The 13848-nt window shown below is 72.1% G+C and carries 13 protein-coding genes and 1 tRNA gene; 10 read left to right on the forward strand and 4 right to left on the reverse strand.

What is annotated here, in order from left to right; genetic code table 11:
• Positions 1-146 precede the first annotated feature (146 nt).
• The 4 genes from HZZ00_RS36260 to HZZ00_RS36275 all read left to right on the forward strand — a co-directional run bounded on the left by HZZ00_RS36260 (position 147) and on the right by HZZ00_RS36275 (position 3984).
• On the forward strand, positions 147-1376 hold the full coding sequence (locus tag HZZ00_RS36260) for a helix-turn-helix domain-containing protein (RefSeq protein WP_180330236.1): 1230 nt from the start codon (positions 147-149) through the stop codon (positions 1374-1376).
• A gap of 55 nt (positions 1377-1431) precedes the next feature.
• The gene (locus tag HZZ00_RS36265; protein WP_180330237.1) at positions 1432-1875 is read left to right on the forward strand and encodes a hypothetical protein; all 444 of its coding nucleotides are present in this window, start codon (positions 1432-1434) and stop codon (positions 1873-1875) included.
• Positions 1876-2512: 637 nt separating this feature from the next.
• Positions 2513-3628: a hypothetical protein gene (locus HZZ00_RS36270; protein WP_180330238.1), complete on the forward strand. Its 1116-nt coding sequence runs from the start codon at positions 2513-2515 to the stop codon at positions 3626-3628.
• The gene (locus HZZ00_RS36275) at positions 3625-3984 is read left to right on the forward strand and encodes an ASCH domain-containing protein (protein ID WP_180330239.1); all 360 of its coding nucleotides are present in this window, start codon (positions 3625-3627) and stop codon (positions 3982-3984) included. The genes HZZ00_RS36270 and HZZ00_RS36275 overlap by 4 nt, the downstream gene beginning before the upstream one ends.
• Before the next feature lie 105 nt (positions 3985-4089).
• On the opposite strand, the gene HZZ00_RS36280 is transcribed toward HZZ00_RS36275, so the two are convergent.
• Positions 4090-4176, reverse strand: a tRNA-Ser gene (locus HZZ00_RS36280).
• A 174-nt stretch (positions 4177-4350) separates the two neighbouring features.
• Here HZZ00_RS36280 and HZZ00_RS36285 point away from each other — a divergent pair.
• A complete protein-coding gene (locus tag HZZ00_RS36285; protein WP_180330240.1) occupies positions 4351-4737 on the forward strand; it encodes a PadR family transcriptional regulator in 387 nt (128 codons plus the stop codon).
• Positions 4734-5330: a hypothetical protein gene (locus tag HZZ00_RS36290; RefSeq protein WP_180330241.1), complete on the forward strand. Its 597-nt coding sequence runs from the start codon at positions 4734-4736 to the stop codon at positions 5328-5330. Before HZZ00_RS36285 ends, HZZ00_RS36290 begins: the two co-directional genes overlap by 4 nt.
• A 153-nt stretch (positions 5331-5483) precedes the next feature.
• Here HZZ00_RS36290 and HZZ00_RS36295 read toward each other — a convergent pair whose 3' ends face one another.
• Positions 5484-6950 carry a S1C family serine protease gene (locus HZZ00_RS36295; protein WP_180330242.1) on the reverse strand — a complete coding sequence of 489 codons (1467 nt, stop codon included), beginning with the start codon at positions 6948-6950 and terminating at the stop codon, positions 5484-5486.
• Positions 6951-7271: 321 nt separating this feature from the next.
• On the opposite strand from HZZ00_RS36295, the gene HZZ00_RS36300 reads away from it, so the two are divergent.
• The 3 genes from HZZ00_RS36300 to HZZ00_RS36310 all read left to right on the forward strand — a co-directional run bounded on the left by HZZ00_RS36300 (position 7272) and on the right by HZZ00_RS36310 (position 10010).
• Positions 7272-8111 carry a glycerophosphodiester phosphodiesterase gene (locus HZZ00_RS36300; RefSeq protein WP_180330243.1) on the forward strand — a complete coding sequence of 280 codons (840 nt, stop codon included), beginning with the start codon at positions 7272-7274 and terminating at the stop codon, positions 8109-8111.
• A gap of 73 nt (positions 8112-8184) precedes the next feature.
• Positions 8185-8820, forward strand: a complete 636-nt coding sequence (locus HZZ00_RS36305; protein ID WP_070028781.1) for an ATP-binding protein — start codon at positions 8185-8187, stop codon at positions 8818-8820.
• A 209-nt stretch (positions 8821-9029) separates the two neighbouring features.
• Positions 9030-10010: a DUF5926 family protein gene (locus tag HZZ00_RS36310; RefSeq protein ID WP_180330244.1), complete on the forward strand. Its 981-nt coding sequence runs from the start codon at positions 9030-9032 to the stop codon at positions 10008-10010.
• A 254-nt stretch (positions 10011-10264) separates the two neighbouring features.
• Here the strand turns inward: HZZ00_RS36310 and HZZ00_RS36315 are convergent, their stop codons facing one another.
• Together HZZ00_RS36315 and HZZ00_RS36320 are read right to left on the reverse strand one after the other, a co-directional pair.
• Positions 10265-10828 carry a hypothetical protein gene (locus tag HZZ00_RS36315; RefSeq protein WP_374028505.1) on the reverse strand — a complete coding sequence of 188 codons (564 nt, stop codon included), beginning with the start codon at positions 10826-10828 and terminating at the stop codon, positions 10265-10267.
• Positions 10829-11036: 208 nt separating this feature from the next.
• The gene (locus tag HZZ00_RS36320) at positions 11037-11705 is read right to left on the reverse strand and encodes a bifunctional DNA primase/polymerase (protein ID WP_070028783.1); all 669 of its coding nucleotides are present in this window, start codon (positions 11703-11705) and stop codon (positions 11037-11039) included.
• A gap of 491 nt (positions 11706-12196) precedes the next feature.
• On the opposite strand from HZZ00_RS36320, the gene HZZ00_RS36325 reads away from it, so the two are divergent.
• Positions 12197-13732 (forward strand): PP2C family protein-serine/threonine phosphatase, encoded by a 1536-nt coding sequence (locus HZZ00_RS36325; protein WP_180330245.1) that lies wholly within the window; start codon positions 12197-12199, stop codon positions 13730-13732.
• The last annotated feature ends 116 nt before the right edge of the window (positions 13733-13848 follow it).

Consider the following 13848-nt stretch of genomic DNA (forward strand, 5'->3'; position numbering starts at 1 on the left):
CAGGGGTTGGCGGATGCTTCCCGCCCCGTGGACTCCACACGCGGCGTACGGCCTCGGTACCGTCAGGGGAGAAGCCCCGACGGATGGAGCACGATGCCTAGCCGCCTGCTGGACCGCCGGCGCCTCGCCTACAGGGGGGCGCGCTGATGCTGGAAGAAGCCGAAGAGATCGGCAACCGCGTACGCCGCGCCCGGCTCCGCCTGGGCAAGACTCAGGCTGATCTCGCTGCCGCTCTGGGCAAGACGCAGGGCTGGGTGTCCAAGATGGAACGCGGACTCATCGAACTGGATCGTGTCGGCCTGCTCAACCTGATCGCCTCGGAGCTGCACGTACACCCGAACGACTTGATCGGGCGGCCGTACAACAGCACTCCGACTGAGAATCAGTGGCAGGTCTCTGCCGCAGCGATCATGCGCGAGCTGCGCCGCTACGACCTCGCTCCCGTCTTCGACGGGACACCCCGGCCTGCTCGTCAGCTGTGGCAGGAAACCACTCGTCTGCACCGCCTGCGCGATGCTGCGGCCAACACAGCCATCATGGAAGTACTTCCCGACCTGTTTCGCGAGACTCGTGCCCTGGCCGAAGTCACCACAGGCCACGAGCGGGAAGAGGCGTACGCGATCTATGCCGTGTGCTGCAAGTTCGCTCACACGTCCGCCCACGCCCTGGGCCACCCTGAGCTGGTCGCCATGGCATGTGAACGGGCTGCTTGGTCCGCGCGGCTGTCTGGCGACCCGGTCATGCCTGCCGTCGCCGACTGGATGCGCATGTGGGACATGTGGGCCACCGCGGACTGGGATGACGCCATTGCCCTGTCTGACCGAGCGCTCCGAAGCGTGCAGCAGGAATACGACTGTGGTGAGCCCCTGGCCGTACGGGCTTGGGGATCTCTGCAACTACGCGCGGCTGTCTCGGCTGCACGGGGTGGTCGCAAGTCCGAAGCGAAGGACCGGATCAAGCACGCGCGGGCTGCCGCCAAGCGGATGGTGGAGACCGTCGGTCCTCCGGTCTACGACCGCCACAGCCTCACCTTCTCGCCCGGCAACGTGCAGATTCACGCAATCAGCGTCGCCCTGGAGATGCATGAGCAACGCGAGGCGCTGTCGATAAACCGGCGCACGAGTAAGGAACTGATCGAGTCGCTTCCCAACTCCCGGCAGGGACACCACCACATGGACCTGGCGCGGGCCTGGCTGTGGGACGGGAACCGTGACAAGGCGCTGAAGGAACTGGAGAAGGCGGAGCGCATCGCCCCCCAGCTCGTACGCAACCACCCCATCGCACGGTCAACCCTTCGCAGCATCGTGTACGCCGAGCGGGCAAGCACCCGGGAGAAGCTGCGGCGCATGTCAGACCGCTTCCACCTCGACGGGTGAGGGTCGTATTCCTGCTGTTCATTTTGGACCCCGGAGAAATTCCTAGCTTCGGGGCATGGCCGAACGAAACGCGAAGCAACTTCCCGCCCACGGCGCCGAGTTATGCGCTGGCGCCCCGTTTCACCCCCGCCTCGGCGACTTGTCGCTCGACCTCGCCAAGGGCGGAAAGATCGGCGTATGCGTCGCCTTGCCGAGCGACACCTCGGCGTCGTACCACCTGCGCCCGCCGGGTGGGGGAGAAGACTGGCGTGCCAAGTCGGACGGGACCACACTGCGCCCCGTGCCGGTCCCGGTCACGCACGTCACTCCGGTGCGGCGAGACGCCATCTACGACCACCGCGCCCAGCAGGCCGCGCTGCCCGTAACCGTCCACTACGAAGACGGCGGCACCTGCGAGACGGTGCTGGTGCTCACCCCGGCACAGGTTGAGCTGTACTCCATCCAGTTCACACAGCTCATCGCCGCGAGGGCATCGGCGGCGCTAGAGCACGCACGGTGACCCCGGCCGTGCTGACGCTCGCCCCGCCGGCCTCTGCACGTGCCCCGATGCGGTCGCCCATAGCCTTCCGCTGTGAGGCGACGGCCCACGACCTCAAAGGCTCCCGCGAGATCCTGCTCGCCACCTACTGTGGCCGCTCCCCGCGCCTCGCCGCCCGCTGGCTCCGCGCGGAAGCCCACCGCCTCGCCCGGCTGCTGTCCCCGGCCCCTGACGCCTCGTACCTCCGAGACGCACCCCTCACGACCGCTGGCCCGGACGTTCCTCGCCCTGACGCAGTCCTGCGTGCGTGGGCAGACGATGACCGCGCGTACGAGCACGCGTTGCGCTCCCTGGCCACGGGTCGGCCGTTCATGTTCACGGTGACGGACTCCGACGCCCGGTACTCCCTCCGCGTGTATCCGCTGTCCACCCGCCGACCAGCGCCCCCACAAGCTCCCGTCCCCGCCCGGTGCCCACCCCACTCCCCGGCGGGGACGGGCCGCCACCGAAGACCACGGGGGCGGCGCACCTTCCGATGACTCCCGCCCCCGCGCTTTTCCTGGTCCCCCCAGCGCGGGGGCGGGTCCACCACTCGACCGCTCAAGCACACCCGCCGCTCTGCGGCGCTGTCCTGCCCAACTACCGAGGGGAAGACGCGGTGACCACCTATCCCGTATCGCCGAACACCGTGCTCGCCAACGCGCTCACGAGTGCAGAAGACCTGCTCAGGCCGCACATCGTCAATGCGGAACCCGAGCGGATCGTGTTCGTGGTGGGAACGCAGATCAACGGAGCCCCACACATCGGAACGTCCCTGGTCCAGTCACTCACCTTCGCCACGGCGGCCCGCGTCCGGGACCGGTTCGGCGTCCCGGCCGCGGTGCAGTTCGGCGCACTGGACAACGCCCCGTACGCCATCGTCACCGACAAGGAGAGCGGTCACCGCTACCAGCGGGCCTACGCCCACGCCCTCGGCGCGGCCGGCATCGCCGAGCAGGTCGACAAGCTCTACCGACCGCTGTTCACCGCGCTCTCCGAGCGGCTGGGGGTGCCGTTCTCAGTCGAGACGTACAGCCAGCAGCAAGCGGCCTCGCATTTCCGGCGGACCTGGCTGCGGATGCTGCCCCGCATGGACGCTGCCCGCTGGTACCTGTCCCCGTCATCCGGTGTGCCGCATGTCCGCGTCCCCTGCCCGCGTCCCGGCTGCGGGTGGGCCGAGAAGTACGCCGAGCGGACCCGTGTGCGTGCTGACGGCTTCGAGCGGGCAACGGTCTCGGCTGTGTGCCTCCACCATGGCGAGTACGAGGTGGTCATCGAACCGACGGACGGCGGCTACCTCGACCTGGCCACGCTCTACCGGAACCTGATCAAGGAACTCGTGATCAGCGGGGCAGTCGGCACGCTGTACGTCATGGTCAAGGGCAGCGACTGGATGCCTGGATGCATCCTCGTTGACGGTGCCCTACAGGCGGTCGGGCTCACCCGAGGGCAGTTGCCTGCCCGGCTGTTCTGCCCCCAGGTGGTCACGGACACAGGCGCGAAGCTGTCCAAGTCCTTGATCCGCGAGGGGCGCGCGCCCTTGCCGACCGATGCGGCCCCGTGGATGCTCGACACCCGGGAGTGGCCCGGCACGTTGGGTGAGTACGTCGACCGCTTGCTCGGTCTGACGGACGTGTTACTCGCCGACCCCCGCCACTTCTTCCGCTCGTATTCGGCCGGTGAACTCGGCCGGCTCATGCCCACCGCAACTGCTAGGAGCGTTCCCGCCCGATGACGGAAACTGCCGCCGCGCGCGTCCACGAACTGAACCTCTACCGCCGGTACTTCGACCTTGTCGCCGCTGGTCAGAAAACGATCGAGGTTCGGGTGAAGTATCCCCACCTCGAAGACCTGGCCGCCGGAGACGTCATCCGCTTCCGCATCAAAGGCACGGACGAGACCTGTGACGTCCTGGTGAAGCGGGTCACGGAGTACAAGACGTTCGAGGAACTGCTCGACGGGGAGGGACCTGCGAACGTCAACCCGGCCTCCTCCCGCGAGCAGCAGCTCGCCAACATCCGCGAGATCTACCCGGCGGAGAAGGAAGTGCTCGGCGCGCTCGCCATCGAGATCGAGCTGCTGCCGCGGTAACCCACCGTGCCGCCCTCGCCCCCGAGAGAGCGTACGGCCGCACATGCAGAAGGGGCGCCCCTCACCGAGGAGCACCCCTGCTGACCGGCACTTCCATGACCTCTGCGGAGGCGGTGGGATTTGAACCCACGGTGACATCGCTGCCACGACGGTTTTCAAGACCGTTCCCTTAGGCCGCTCGGGCACACCTCCCCGCGCCGCCCACCTGGGGCGGAGCGGGGTACAGCGTACCGGGATCGGGCGTCGGACGGGTATGCGGTCCGCTCCGGGCCCGCCGCTTCCGCCTCCGGTCCCGACGGCGGCGGGAGGTAGCCGCGTGCACCAGCTACCTTGCAAGGCAAGACGTACCCCGGTACTGTGCAATGCATGGAACAGGGTGACGCAAGAGGTCGCGTTCCCGGCAAGGCCGAGAGCCAACTGCGCAAAGGCGTGCTGGAGTACTGCGTGCTCGCACTGATGCGGGAAGAGCCCCGCTACGGTGTGGAGTTGGTGCAGACCCTGGCGGCAAGCGGAGCGCTCGCGGCCGGTCAGGGCACCATCTATCCCCTGTTGTCCCGGCTGCGCCGGGACGATCTGGTCGCCACCACCTGGCGCGAGTCCGCCTCCGGTCCCCCACGCCGCTACTACCGGCTGACCGAGTCCGGGCACGCCGCGCTGGAGGAGTTCAGTCGCATCTGGCCCGCGTTCCGCGACGCCGTCGACGGAATCCTCCGGTCCGATCCCCCGCCAACCGACTCCGGACGGAACCCATGAAGAGCGAATTCGCCCAGTCCACCGCCACCGAGTCCTTCCTCCGGTCCGTCGAACGCGAGGCGGCGGTGCTCCCCGCGGACCGCAGGGGCGAACTCCTGGCGGACCTCGCCGAGCACATCCACGTCGCCCTCGCCGAACGGCCCGGGCAGGAGCAGGCCGTCCTGGCGGAACTCGGCGACCCGCGCGCCATCGTCGGCACCGCGCTGGAGTCCGTCCCCGCCGCCGACCGGCTCCCTAACCCCTCGGGCGCGGTGAAGGCGCTGCGCGTGCTGCTCTGGGTCAGCCTGGTCATCGCGGCGATCGCCGTGGTGGGCATCGCGCTGGGCAACTACGACCTGCCGGTTTACGTCGAGGTGCTGACGCTCCTGCCCGTGCTCGCCACCGCCGTCCACGTCTTCTTCCTGCGGCCGGGCCGCCCGGTGCTGCGCGTCACGCTCACCGTCACCACGGCCGTGTGGATCCTCGGCGTGATCGTCAACCTGCTGCGCGGGGCGCCGGGAGCCGTCGTCGGCGCGCTCGTCGGCGTGGCGATACTCGTCCTGCTTCATCAGCGCAGCACCCGGGCCTGGCTCACGGGCGCCACGGCCGAGTAGGCCGGACCGGCGCCAGAGGGAGCCGCGCCCGCACCGGTCCCGGCCGCGCGCCCGCATGCCGAGGGCCGGCACACCGCCCCGCGTCCGCCCGTCAGGGGGCGGGGCGGGGCGGCGTACCGGCCCTGGGGCGCCGGACCCGAACCGGGCGCGGGATCAGCTGTCGCCGACCCGGGCGCCCAGGGTTAGCTCGGCGGTGTGCTCCTCGCCGCCGCGCTTGTAGGTGACCGTCACCTTGTCGCCGGGCTGGTGCGTCCAGATCTCGCCGATCAGGGTGGGACCGCTGTCGATCACCGAGTCGTCGAGCTTGGTGATGACGTCCCCGGGCTTCAGGCCCGCCTTGTCGGCGGGGCCGCCCGCCTCGACCGCGGCGGCGCCGCCCGCGCCCTGGTCGGTGATCTTCGCGCCGTCCGAGGAGTCCTCCAGGGAGACGGACGCGCCGATCTTGGCGTACACCGGCTTGCCGGTCTTGATCAGCTGCTGGGCGACGTACCTGGCCTGGTTGATCGGGATGGCGAAGCCGAGGCCGATCGAGCCGGACTGGCCGCCGGAGCCGAAGCCGCCGCTGCTGCCGGTGGACTGGATCGCCGAGTTGATCCCGATCACCGCACCGGAGGCGTCCAGCAGCGGGCCGCCGGAGTTGCCCGGGTTGATGGACGCGTCGGTCTGGAGCGCGCTCATGTACGACGCCTTGCTCGTGGAGCTGCCGTCGCTGGAGGCCACCGGGCGGTTCTTGGCGCTGATGATGCCGGTGGTCACCGTGTTGGACAGGCCGAAGGGGGCGCCGATGGCGATGGTCTCGTCGCCGACGGCCACCTTGTCGGAGTCGCCGAGGACGAGGGGCTTGAGGTCCGACGGCGGGTTCTTGAGCTTGACCACCGCGACGTCGTAGCCCTGGGCGTGCCCGACGACCTCGGCGTCGTACTTCCGGCCGTCCGGGAACGTCGCGGTCAGCTTGCCGCCGTCGAGGGCGTCCGCCACCACGTGGTTGTTGGTGATGATGTGGCCCTGCTTGTCGAAGACGAAGCCGGTGCCGGTGCCGCCGTCGCCGTTGGTGCCCTCGGCCTCGATGGTGACCGTGCTGGGCAGCGCCTTGGCGGCCACGTTGGCGATGGTGCCGGGCGCGCGCTTGATCTGCGCGGCGCCGTTGTCGGAGGCGGAGACGGTGGTGGAGCCGCCGTTGTCGTTGTCCTTGGCCAGCGTGTAGCCGAGACCGCCGCCCAGGCCGCCCGCGACCAGCGCGGCCACCAGGACCGCCGCGACCAGGCCGCCGCGGCCGCGCGCCTTGGGGGCGGGCTGCTGGTACGACGCCCCCCAGGCACCGCCACCCGCGCCGGCGGCGCCGTCGCCGTAGCCGGGGATGCCGGACGGCGGGGGCGGCCAGGCCCCGGCGGGGGGCGTGGTGGGAGCGCTGCCGGGGACGGGCGGCAGCGGAGCCGTCGCCTGGTGCCCCACCGGCTGATCGGCCCCGGACGGCTGTGCCGCCTGCTCGGGTCCGCCCGTCGGCCCCTCGGTCCCGGGCGTGCCGCCCTGCGCCTGCGGGGACGCGTCGGGAGAGGCCACCGGCACGGGAGGCGCGGACGGGGCCGGGGGTACCTCGTTGCCCTCGTTCTCGGTGCTCACAGCTCTTCTCCTCGATCCACGGCTGTTGTCCTCGGTCGCACTCGACACGCTCGTGCACGCTCGGCGGCGCGTGCGCGCTGGTCGTGTCCGGTCACGATGCGGCTGCGCATGGTCCTGCGTTCACTGTTCCAGTTTGTATGCAGTCAGCTTTTCCCACGGGCCGTCAGAGCACCATAAGCCGTGGCTGTGGGTCCCGGGCCACTCTTTACATAGGGCATTGACGGCAAAAGTTACATAACCAGACGCATGGCGCGCCATCGTTCGCCGTACGGATGTACGAGCGCCGTCCCGCGTACCCCGTGGGGGTGGGACCATGACGCGGTGACCCACGCACCACAGTTCTCCCCTCAGGTCGTCGCCCACCGGGGCGCCTCCGAGGACGCGCCCGAGCACACCCTGGCCGCCTACCGGAAGGCGATCGAGGACGGCGCGGACGCCCTCGAATGCGACGTGCGGCTGACCGCCGACGGTCACCTGGTCTGCGTCCACGACAGGCGGGTGAACCGTACCTCCAACGGCCGCGGCGCCGTCTCCGCCCTGGAACTGGCCGACCTCGCCGCGCTGGACTTCGGCTCGTGGAAGAACCGGGAGGCCTGGCGCGGCCGGGACGAGGAGCCCGACTGGGAGCACCGGCCCGAGGACCGCGAGGAGACCTCGGTGCTCACCCTGGAGCGGCTGCTGGAGCTGGTCTCGGACGCCGGGCGCCGGGTCGAGCTGGCCATTGAGACCAAGCACCCCACCCGCTGGGCGGGCCAGGTCGAGGAGCGGCTGCTCACCCTGCTCAAGCGGTTCGGCCTGGACGCGCCCGCCACGGCCGCCGAGTCCCCGGTGCGGATCATGAGCTTCTCGGCGCGCTCGCTGCACAGGGTGCGCACGGCCGCGCCCACGCTGCCGACGGTCTACCTGGTGCAGTGGCTCTCGCCCCGGCTGCGCGACGGCCGGCTGCCCGCCGGGGTGGGCATCGCGGGCCCCTCGGTGCGCATCGTGCGCAGCCACCCCGGGTACGTGGAGCGGCTCAAGCGGGCGGGCCACCAGGTGCACGTGTGGACCGTGAACGAGCCCGAGGACGTCGACCTCTGCGTCCGGCTCGGTGTCGACGCCATCATCACCAACCGCCCGCGCGCGGTGCTGGACCAGCTCGGCCGCCTGCCCTCCTGTTGACGTCCCGCCGCCCGTGAGGCCGCCCGTCACCGGGAGTGCTCCGGCGCGTTCACCGCGTGTACGGCCGTGCCGAATGCGTCACCGGAAGAGGATTGGCCGGTTTCCGGCACAGATCGCTGGGGCATCCACACCGTGGCGTGGGGCGAAGGAGGTCTCGGGGGTGGCGTTGGTGGTGGCACAGGAGGTGCCCACGTCGTCGTGCATGGCCGTACCCCATGGCCCTGCGGGCGTGGGGAACGCGAGGCGCCGGATGCGCGCGCAGCTGCGCGACGGAGGCGTGCCGGAAGCGGTGGTCGACGACGCCGTACTGATCCTTTCGGAACTGCTGAGCAATGCCTGCAAACACGGCCGGCCGCTGGACGACACGGCCGGGGAGGGCGGCGTACGGGCCGCGTGGCGGGTCGATCCGCGGGGCCGGCTCATCGTGGAGGTCACGGACGGCGGGGGCCCGACCCGCCCGGCGCCGGCCACCCCCTCGGTGACGGCGCACGGCGGCCGGGGGCTGAACATCATCACGGCGCTCGCCGACGACTGGGGCGTGCGCGACGACGTGCGCGGCGAGGTGACGGTCTGGGTGGTGGTCCACGGCGACGTGCACGACCCGGACGCCCGTTGCCGGCGCGACCACGTCGCCGCGGCGATCACCGCGTCCGCGCTGCCCGAGCTGGCGGGGCTGGATCTCGCGGAGGCGTTCGAGGACCTGGCCTGAGGGCTTGCGGGCCCGGCCCGGCGGCGGAGAACGGTGCGGGACGTGCCGCTTCCGCCGCCGGTACCGGGGCGCGGGGCCGCCCGTCCCTGGGGCGCGATCACCCGCCGTGTGCAGCGCGAGGGTGCGTTGTCCACAGGTTCCCGTCGGCCGGGGCGTGAACGGCTAGGCTCCCGCCGTACGAGACGAGCCGTAACCGGGAGACATCCACGATGGCCAAGAAGCGACCCCAGACCAAGGCCAAGCGCCCGCAGCCGGCGGGCGGGGCGGGCGCCGACGGTGCCATTCCGGTGGTCGGCGGCCGTGAGCCCTGCCCCTGCGGCAGCGGCCGGCGCTACAAGGCGTGCCACGGCCGGGAGGCCGCGCACGCCGTGACCGAGCTGGTGCGGCGCCCGTTCGAGGGCCTGCCCGGCGAGTGCGACTGGGTGGCGCTGCGCGAGCTGGTCCCGGCCGCGACGGTCGAGCTGACCCTCACGGACGGCCTGCCCGAGGACGTCCCGTCGGTCACGCTCGCCACGGTGCTGCCGATGGCCTGGCCGGCCCTGCGCCGCGACGACGGCTCGGTCCTGCTCGGCCTCCAGAACGACACGGCCTCCGGCGACATCAGCCGCGACCTGGCCGACACGCTCCAGCGCGCGCTGGTGGCGGAGCCGGGCACCCCGGTGCAGGGGCGGCGCGCCCCCGCCGACGGTCCCCGGCTGCAGGAACTGATCGACCCCGAGGGCCCGTTCGAGCCGGTGGTGCACAGCGGCTTCGAGTTCTGGGTGCCGGACGCGGAGAACGCCACGCCGGAGGTCGCCGCCTCCCTGGAGCGGGCCAACGCGGCCGCGATCCCGACGGTGCGGCTGTCCGGGGTGGACGCCGCGTACTGGTGCGAGACCCCGGAGAAGAACCACCTGCGCTGGGTGATGCCCCACCCGGAGGAGCGGCTTCTGGACGCTCTCGCGCGGCTGCACGCGGCGGGCCGCTCCAGCCTCGGCGAGGGCACCCGACTCGTGGGCTCCTTCCGTGCTCACGGGCTCACCGTCCCGGTCTGGGACCTGCCGAGCGGGGTCGGCGCGCAGGACGTGGAGAAGCCGGCGGCGGAGTTCGCCGAGCGGCTGGCCGCCGCCCTCGCGGTCGAGGAACCGCTCACCGCGGAGGAGCGGCGGGCACGCGGCGGACTGACCAACCGGCAGGTCACGCTGAGCTGACGCGGGCGCCACGGGTGTCATGACCGACCGGTAGGTCAGTGATGACACCGGGCCGCCGAACAGGTGACTCCGGTCACAACTCCCGGTCCCGACAGGGAAATCCGCGGGAAAACGGTGGCCGAATGACTGAGTCGGAATTTGCGAACGGCCGATCTCTTGTTACCGTTCCAGTAGCCCGGTTGCTGGTGCATCCCCCGTCGCCAGCAACCGGGTCTTTCCATGTCCGCACTCGGTGACCGAAGCGTCGCACGGCGTCAACCGCCGTCCCTCTCACCGGAGTTGCTGCCCGAACGCAACAGCAGCCGGCCCTCGGACCCCCGCTCGGCGAACTCGGCGACGGCCGTGTAGTCGTCCGGACCGCCCCTGCCGCGCTCACGGGGGGTCTCACAGGTCGCGGGCTCGTCGTCGGTCCCCGTCTCGCAGCGCGTCCGCACGGTACGGCCGCGCGGTCCCATGAGGCTGAGCTCCGCGTCCAGCGACGACCCGGTGGCGTTGCGGTAGTAGCTGCGCGCCCAGGTGTCCGCGCCCTGCGTCAGCACACAGGTCTGCGCCTCGACGCCGGCCGGCGAGGAGAGCTGGGGACCGCAGCGGGCCGCGGTGGCCAGGCCGAGGCCCAGCAGCGAGTCGCTCGGGGCCGCCGACGGGTCCTTGGCGTCACCGTGCCGGAGCACGCCGGGCACCAGTGCCTCGCCCAGGTCCCCGACCTGGCCCGCGGACGCCACGGTCAGCGGCAGCACGACGGCGGCCGTCACCACGAACGCCAGCCCGACCAGATGTGTCCGCCGGGGTTCGGACCTGCCGTAACGGGCCCTGCGCAAGGCGGGCTTGCGCCCGCCCGCAGGAGACGGCTGTGTCCCCGCACCGGGCGCCGGGCCCGCTTCACGAGCCCGGTCCCCCGTCGAGGGGCCGGGCGCGGCCGGGCCCCCGCGCCCCCGCCACCGAGTACCGAATCCCCCAGAAAATCGCAGCATGGGCGGAAGATAACGAGCGCGGGGCGCCGACCGGGCCGTGCGCGCCGGGCGGCCCCTACATCTCGGGCGCGCTCACACCCGTACGAGTGAGGGCGTCGACCACCGCGTCCACCACGGCCTCCACGTCCGGCACCCAGGGCGCCGCCGAGCCGGGCAGCGGGGCCCGCTCCCAGCGCACCGCGCCCGCGCCGGTCTCGGACGGGGGAAGCGCGACGTAACCGCCCTCACCGTGGAAGCGCAGGGAGCCGGGGACGAAGTCCTTGGCGTACAGCAGCTCGCCCAACTGCTCCATGGAGTACGGCTTGACGAGCAGCGCCCAGCGGGTGGGCGAGGCGATCACCGGGCCGAGGCGCATGCCCCGCCGGTCGAGCAGGGCGAGGGCGCGGGAGGCGGCCAGCGCCGGCAGGCTGACCGCGCACGGCGCGCTGCCGCCGGTCGCGAGGATGATGGGCGCGCTCGGCCGGTTGGTCCACCACCAGCGCACCATGCGCGCGTCGGTGGTGGCCGCGAGCAGGCCCGGGTCGAAGGGGTGGGCGCCGGGCACCGTGCACTCCGGGTCGGGGCAGCCGCAGCGGGCCCGGCCCTGGGGGTCCGGGGCCACGCCCGGGAGTACGGGCCACTGCCACTCCGTCGCGACGGTGAGGGCCGTGCCGAGCAGCTCGGGCCTTCCGTCGTTCCGTCGCCTGGACAGGAGCCTGCGTCGCCTTCCGAGGATCTCGCGCATGAGCGCTCGTTCCTTTCCGTTGCACCGCTGGCAACACCGTGGTCCACATCACAACATGAGTCGATCGCTTCACTGTGCGTACCTGGTGGCGCATCACATCCCCGCGCAGCAGGGGATCCCCAGGGGGTCGAACGTCGGCCGCGGCCGCGTCCGTGGCACGTGAGGCAGGACGCGGTTGCGGCGTGGGGGTGGCGAAGCATGGCGTTTTGCCGTCGCGCGTGGTTCTCTCCGCCTCCGCCACGGGAGGATGGGGCTCGGCCGTCGGTGGTTATGACGCCCGGGTCCGTCGCCAGGTTCCGGGTGGCCCCCAACCACCCCTGGCCTTCTCCGAGTACGTACCCATCACGACCGTTGTGACGCTCCGTGGAGCGAGCACAGTCGATCGCAATGGACCGTTCCCCCAGGCAGTTTTGAGCCAACTTGGCAGTAAGGCAAGGGGTTCGGAGAAATCCCCCACCAGTCCCTCGGACACCAGGAATCCCAGCAGGACAATGCTGGACATCCCCTCACGAGTGCGTGTACATGTGGAGACACTGCTAGCGGCGCAGAATCACATGGGGGTTTGCGATGCTTTTCAGCACTACGCACCGGTCCGAAGGCCGCACGCCATGAACGCCCCGCACCCCCCGAAAGTGGCCGGAATCGATCCCACCGTTCCCACCTCCGCCCACACTGTCGCGGCCGCCACCCCCACCTCGGTGGCCACCTCGGGCACCGCCTTCGCCCCCGCCCCCGCGGCCCCCGCCGTCCCCGCCCCGCACGGCCCCGCGCCCGGCACCCTCCTCCAGGACCGGCTGGCCGGCTGGGTCTCGGACCTCACCACGCTCCACGAACTCACCGAGCGGCTCACCCGCACCGACGCCCTGGACTCCGCCCTCGACGAACTGCTGCGCGCCGGAGCCGCCCTCGTCGGCGCCCGCCGCGGCCTCGTCGTCCTGGACCCGGGCGACGGACTCGGCCCCCGCCCCGCCACCGGCCTCGGCCTCGGCCGCGCCGACCTCGGCCACCTGGAGACCGTCCCCTGCGCCGCGCTGCCGTACGACACCGCCCCCGGCAGCGAGGCGGTCCACCCCGACCTGTTCGCCGAGGAGGGCCTCGACCCCCGGCACCGCGAGGTCGCCGCCCGCCTCGGCTACGCCGCCAGCTACGCCCTGCCGCTCACCACCGGCGGCACCGGCCTCCTCGGCGCCGCCGTCTGGCTCTACGACGAGCCCGCCGAACCCCATGAGCGCCAGCGCCACCTGGCCGGCCTCTACGTCCGCCACGCCGCGGAACACCTGTCCAGACTGGGCGAGTTGGAGCAGACCCGCGCCCGCATGGCGGCCATCACGGAGGAACTGCTGCCCTCCCGGCTGCCCCGGGTGACCGGCGTGCGGCTCGCCGCCCGGCACCGCACCGGGCGGCGCGGCGGCGGCGACTGGTACGACGCGCTGCCGCTGCCGGACGCGGGGCTCGGCCTGTCCGTGGGCTCGGTCACCGGCTCCGGGCCGGGCGCGGTGGCCGCCATGGGCCGGCTGCGCGCCTCGCTGCGCGCCTACGCGGTGATGGAGGGCGAGGACCCGGTCGCCGTCCTGTCCGATCTGGAGCTGCTGCTGCGGCTGACCGAGCCCGCCCGCTGCGCCACCGCCCTGTTCGCCTACTGCGAGCCGGCGCTGCGCCGGGTCACCCTGGCCGGTGCCGGGCACAGCCCGCCGCTGCTGACCGGGGAGCGGCGCACCGAGTTCGCCGAGACCTCCGTCTCCGCCCCGCTCGGCATGCTCTCCTGCTGGGAGGCGCCCAGCGTGGAGATCCAGGCCGAGGCCGGGGAGACGGTGCTGCTGTACACCGACGGGCTGCTGCACCGCACCGGCGACCCCATGGACCGTGCCTTCACCCGGCTGCACACGGCCGCGGCGAGCGTTCCCCGGGCGCTGCGCGGCGACCCGGGGGCCGTCGCCGACCACGTGCTGCGCGCGGTGCTGCCGGACGGCCGGGACGCGGCCGAGGGCGAGGAGGACGTCGTGCTGCTGGCGGCCCGCTTCGACTGAGCGATCCCCCGATCCCGCCCCCGGCCGGGCGCGACCAGGCATAACAGGTCATCCGCCCCGTTCCCCCGCCGGTACGACCGTACGATGGTGGGGGTCCCCCACCCCGACGCCGTGGC

The sequence above is a fragment of the Streptomyces sp. NEAU-sy36 genome, from assembly GCF_013423905.1.
Lineage (GTDB): Bacteria > Actinomycetota > Actinomycetes > Streptomycetales > Streptomycetaceae > Streptomyces > Streptomyces misionensis.

What these genes read in the sequence shown, in the direction of transcription:
- HZZ00_RS36260 (WP_180330236.1), top strand. Translation starts at nt 147, where the DNA reads ATGCTGGAAGAAGCCGAAGAGATCGGCAACCGCGTACGCCGCGCCCGG.
- HZZ00_RS36265 (WP_180330237.1), top strand. Translation starts at nt 1,432, where the DNA reads ATGGCCGAACGAAACGCGAAGCAACTTCCCGCCCACGGCGCCGAGTTA.
- HZZ00_RS36275 (WP_180330239.1), top strand. Translation starts at nt 3,625, where the DNA reads ATGACGGAAACTGCCGCCGCGCGCGTCCACGAACTGAACCTCTACCGC.
- HZZ00_RS36285 (WP_180330240.1), top strand. Translation starts at nt 4,351, where the DNA reads ATGGAACAGGGTGACGCAAGAGGTCGCGTTCCCGGCAAGGCCGAGAGC.
- HZZ00_RS36290 (WP_180330241.1), top strand. Translation starts at nt 4,734, where the DNA reads ATGAAGAGCGAATTCGCCCAGTCCACCGCCACCGAGTCCTTCCTCCGG.
- HZZ00_RS36305 (WP_070028781.1), top strand. Translation starts at nt 8,185, where the DNA reads ATGCGTCACCGGAAGAGGATTGGCCGGTTTCCGGCACAGATCGCTGGG.
- HZZ00_RS36310 (WP_180330244.1), top strand. Translation starts at nt 9,030, where the DNA reads ATGGCCAAGAAGCGACCCCAGACCAAGGCCAAGCGCCCGCAGCCGGCG.
- HZZ00_RS36320 (WP_070028783.1), bottom strand. Translation starts at nt 11,705, where the DNA reads ATGCGCGAGATCCTCGGAAGGCGACGCAGGCTCCTGTCCAGGCGACGG.
- HZZ00_RS36325 (WP_180330245.1), top strand. Translation starts at nt 12,197, where the DNA reads ATGCTGGACATCCCCTCACGAGTGCGTGTACATGTGGAGACACTGCTA.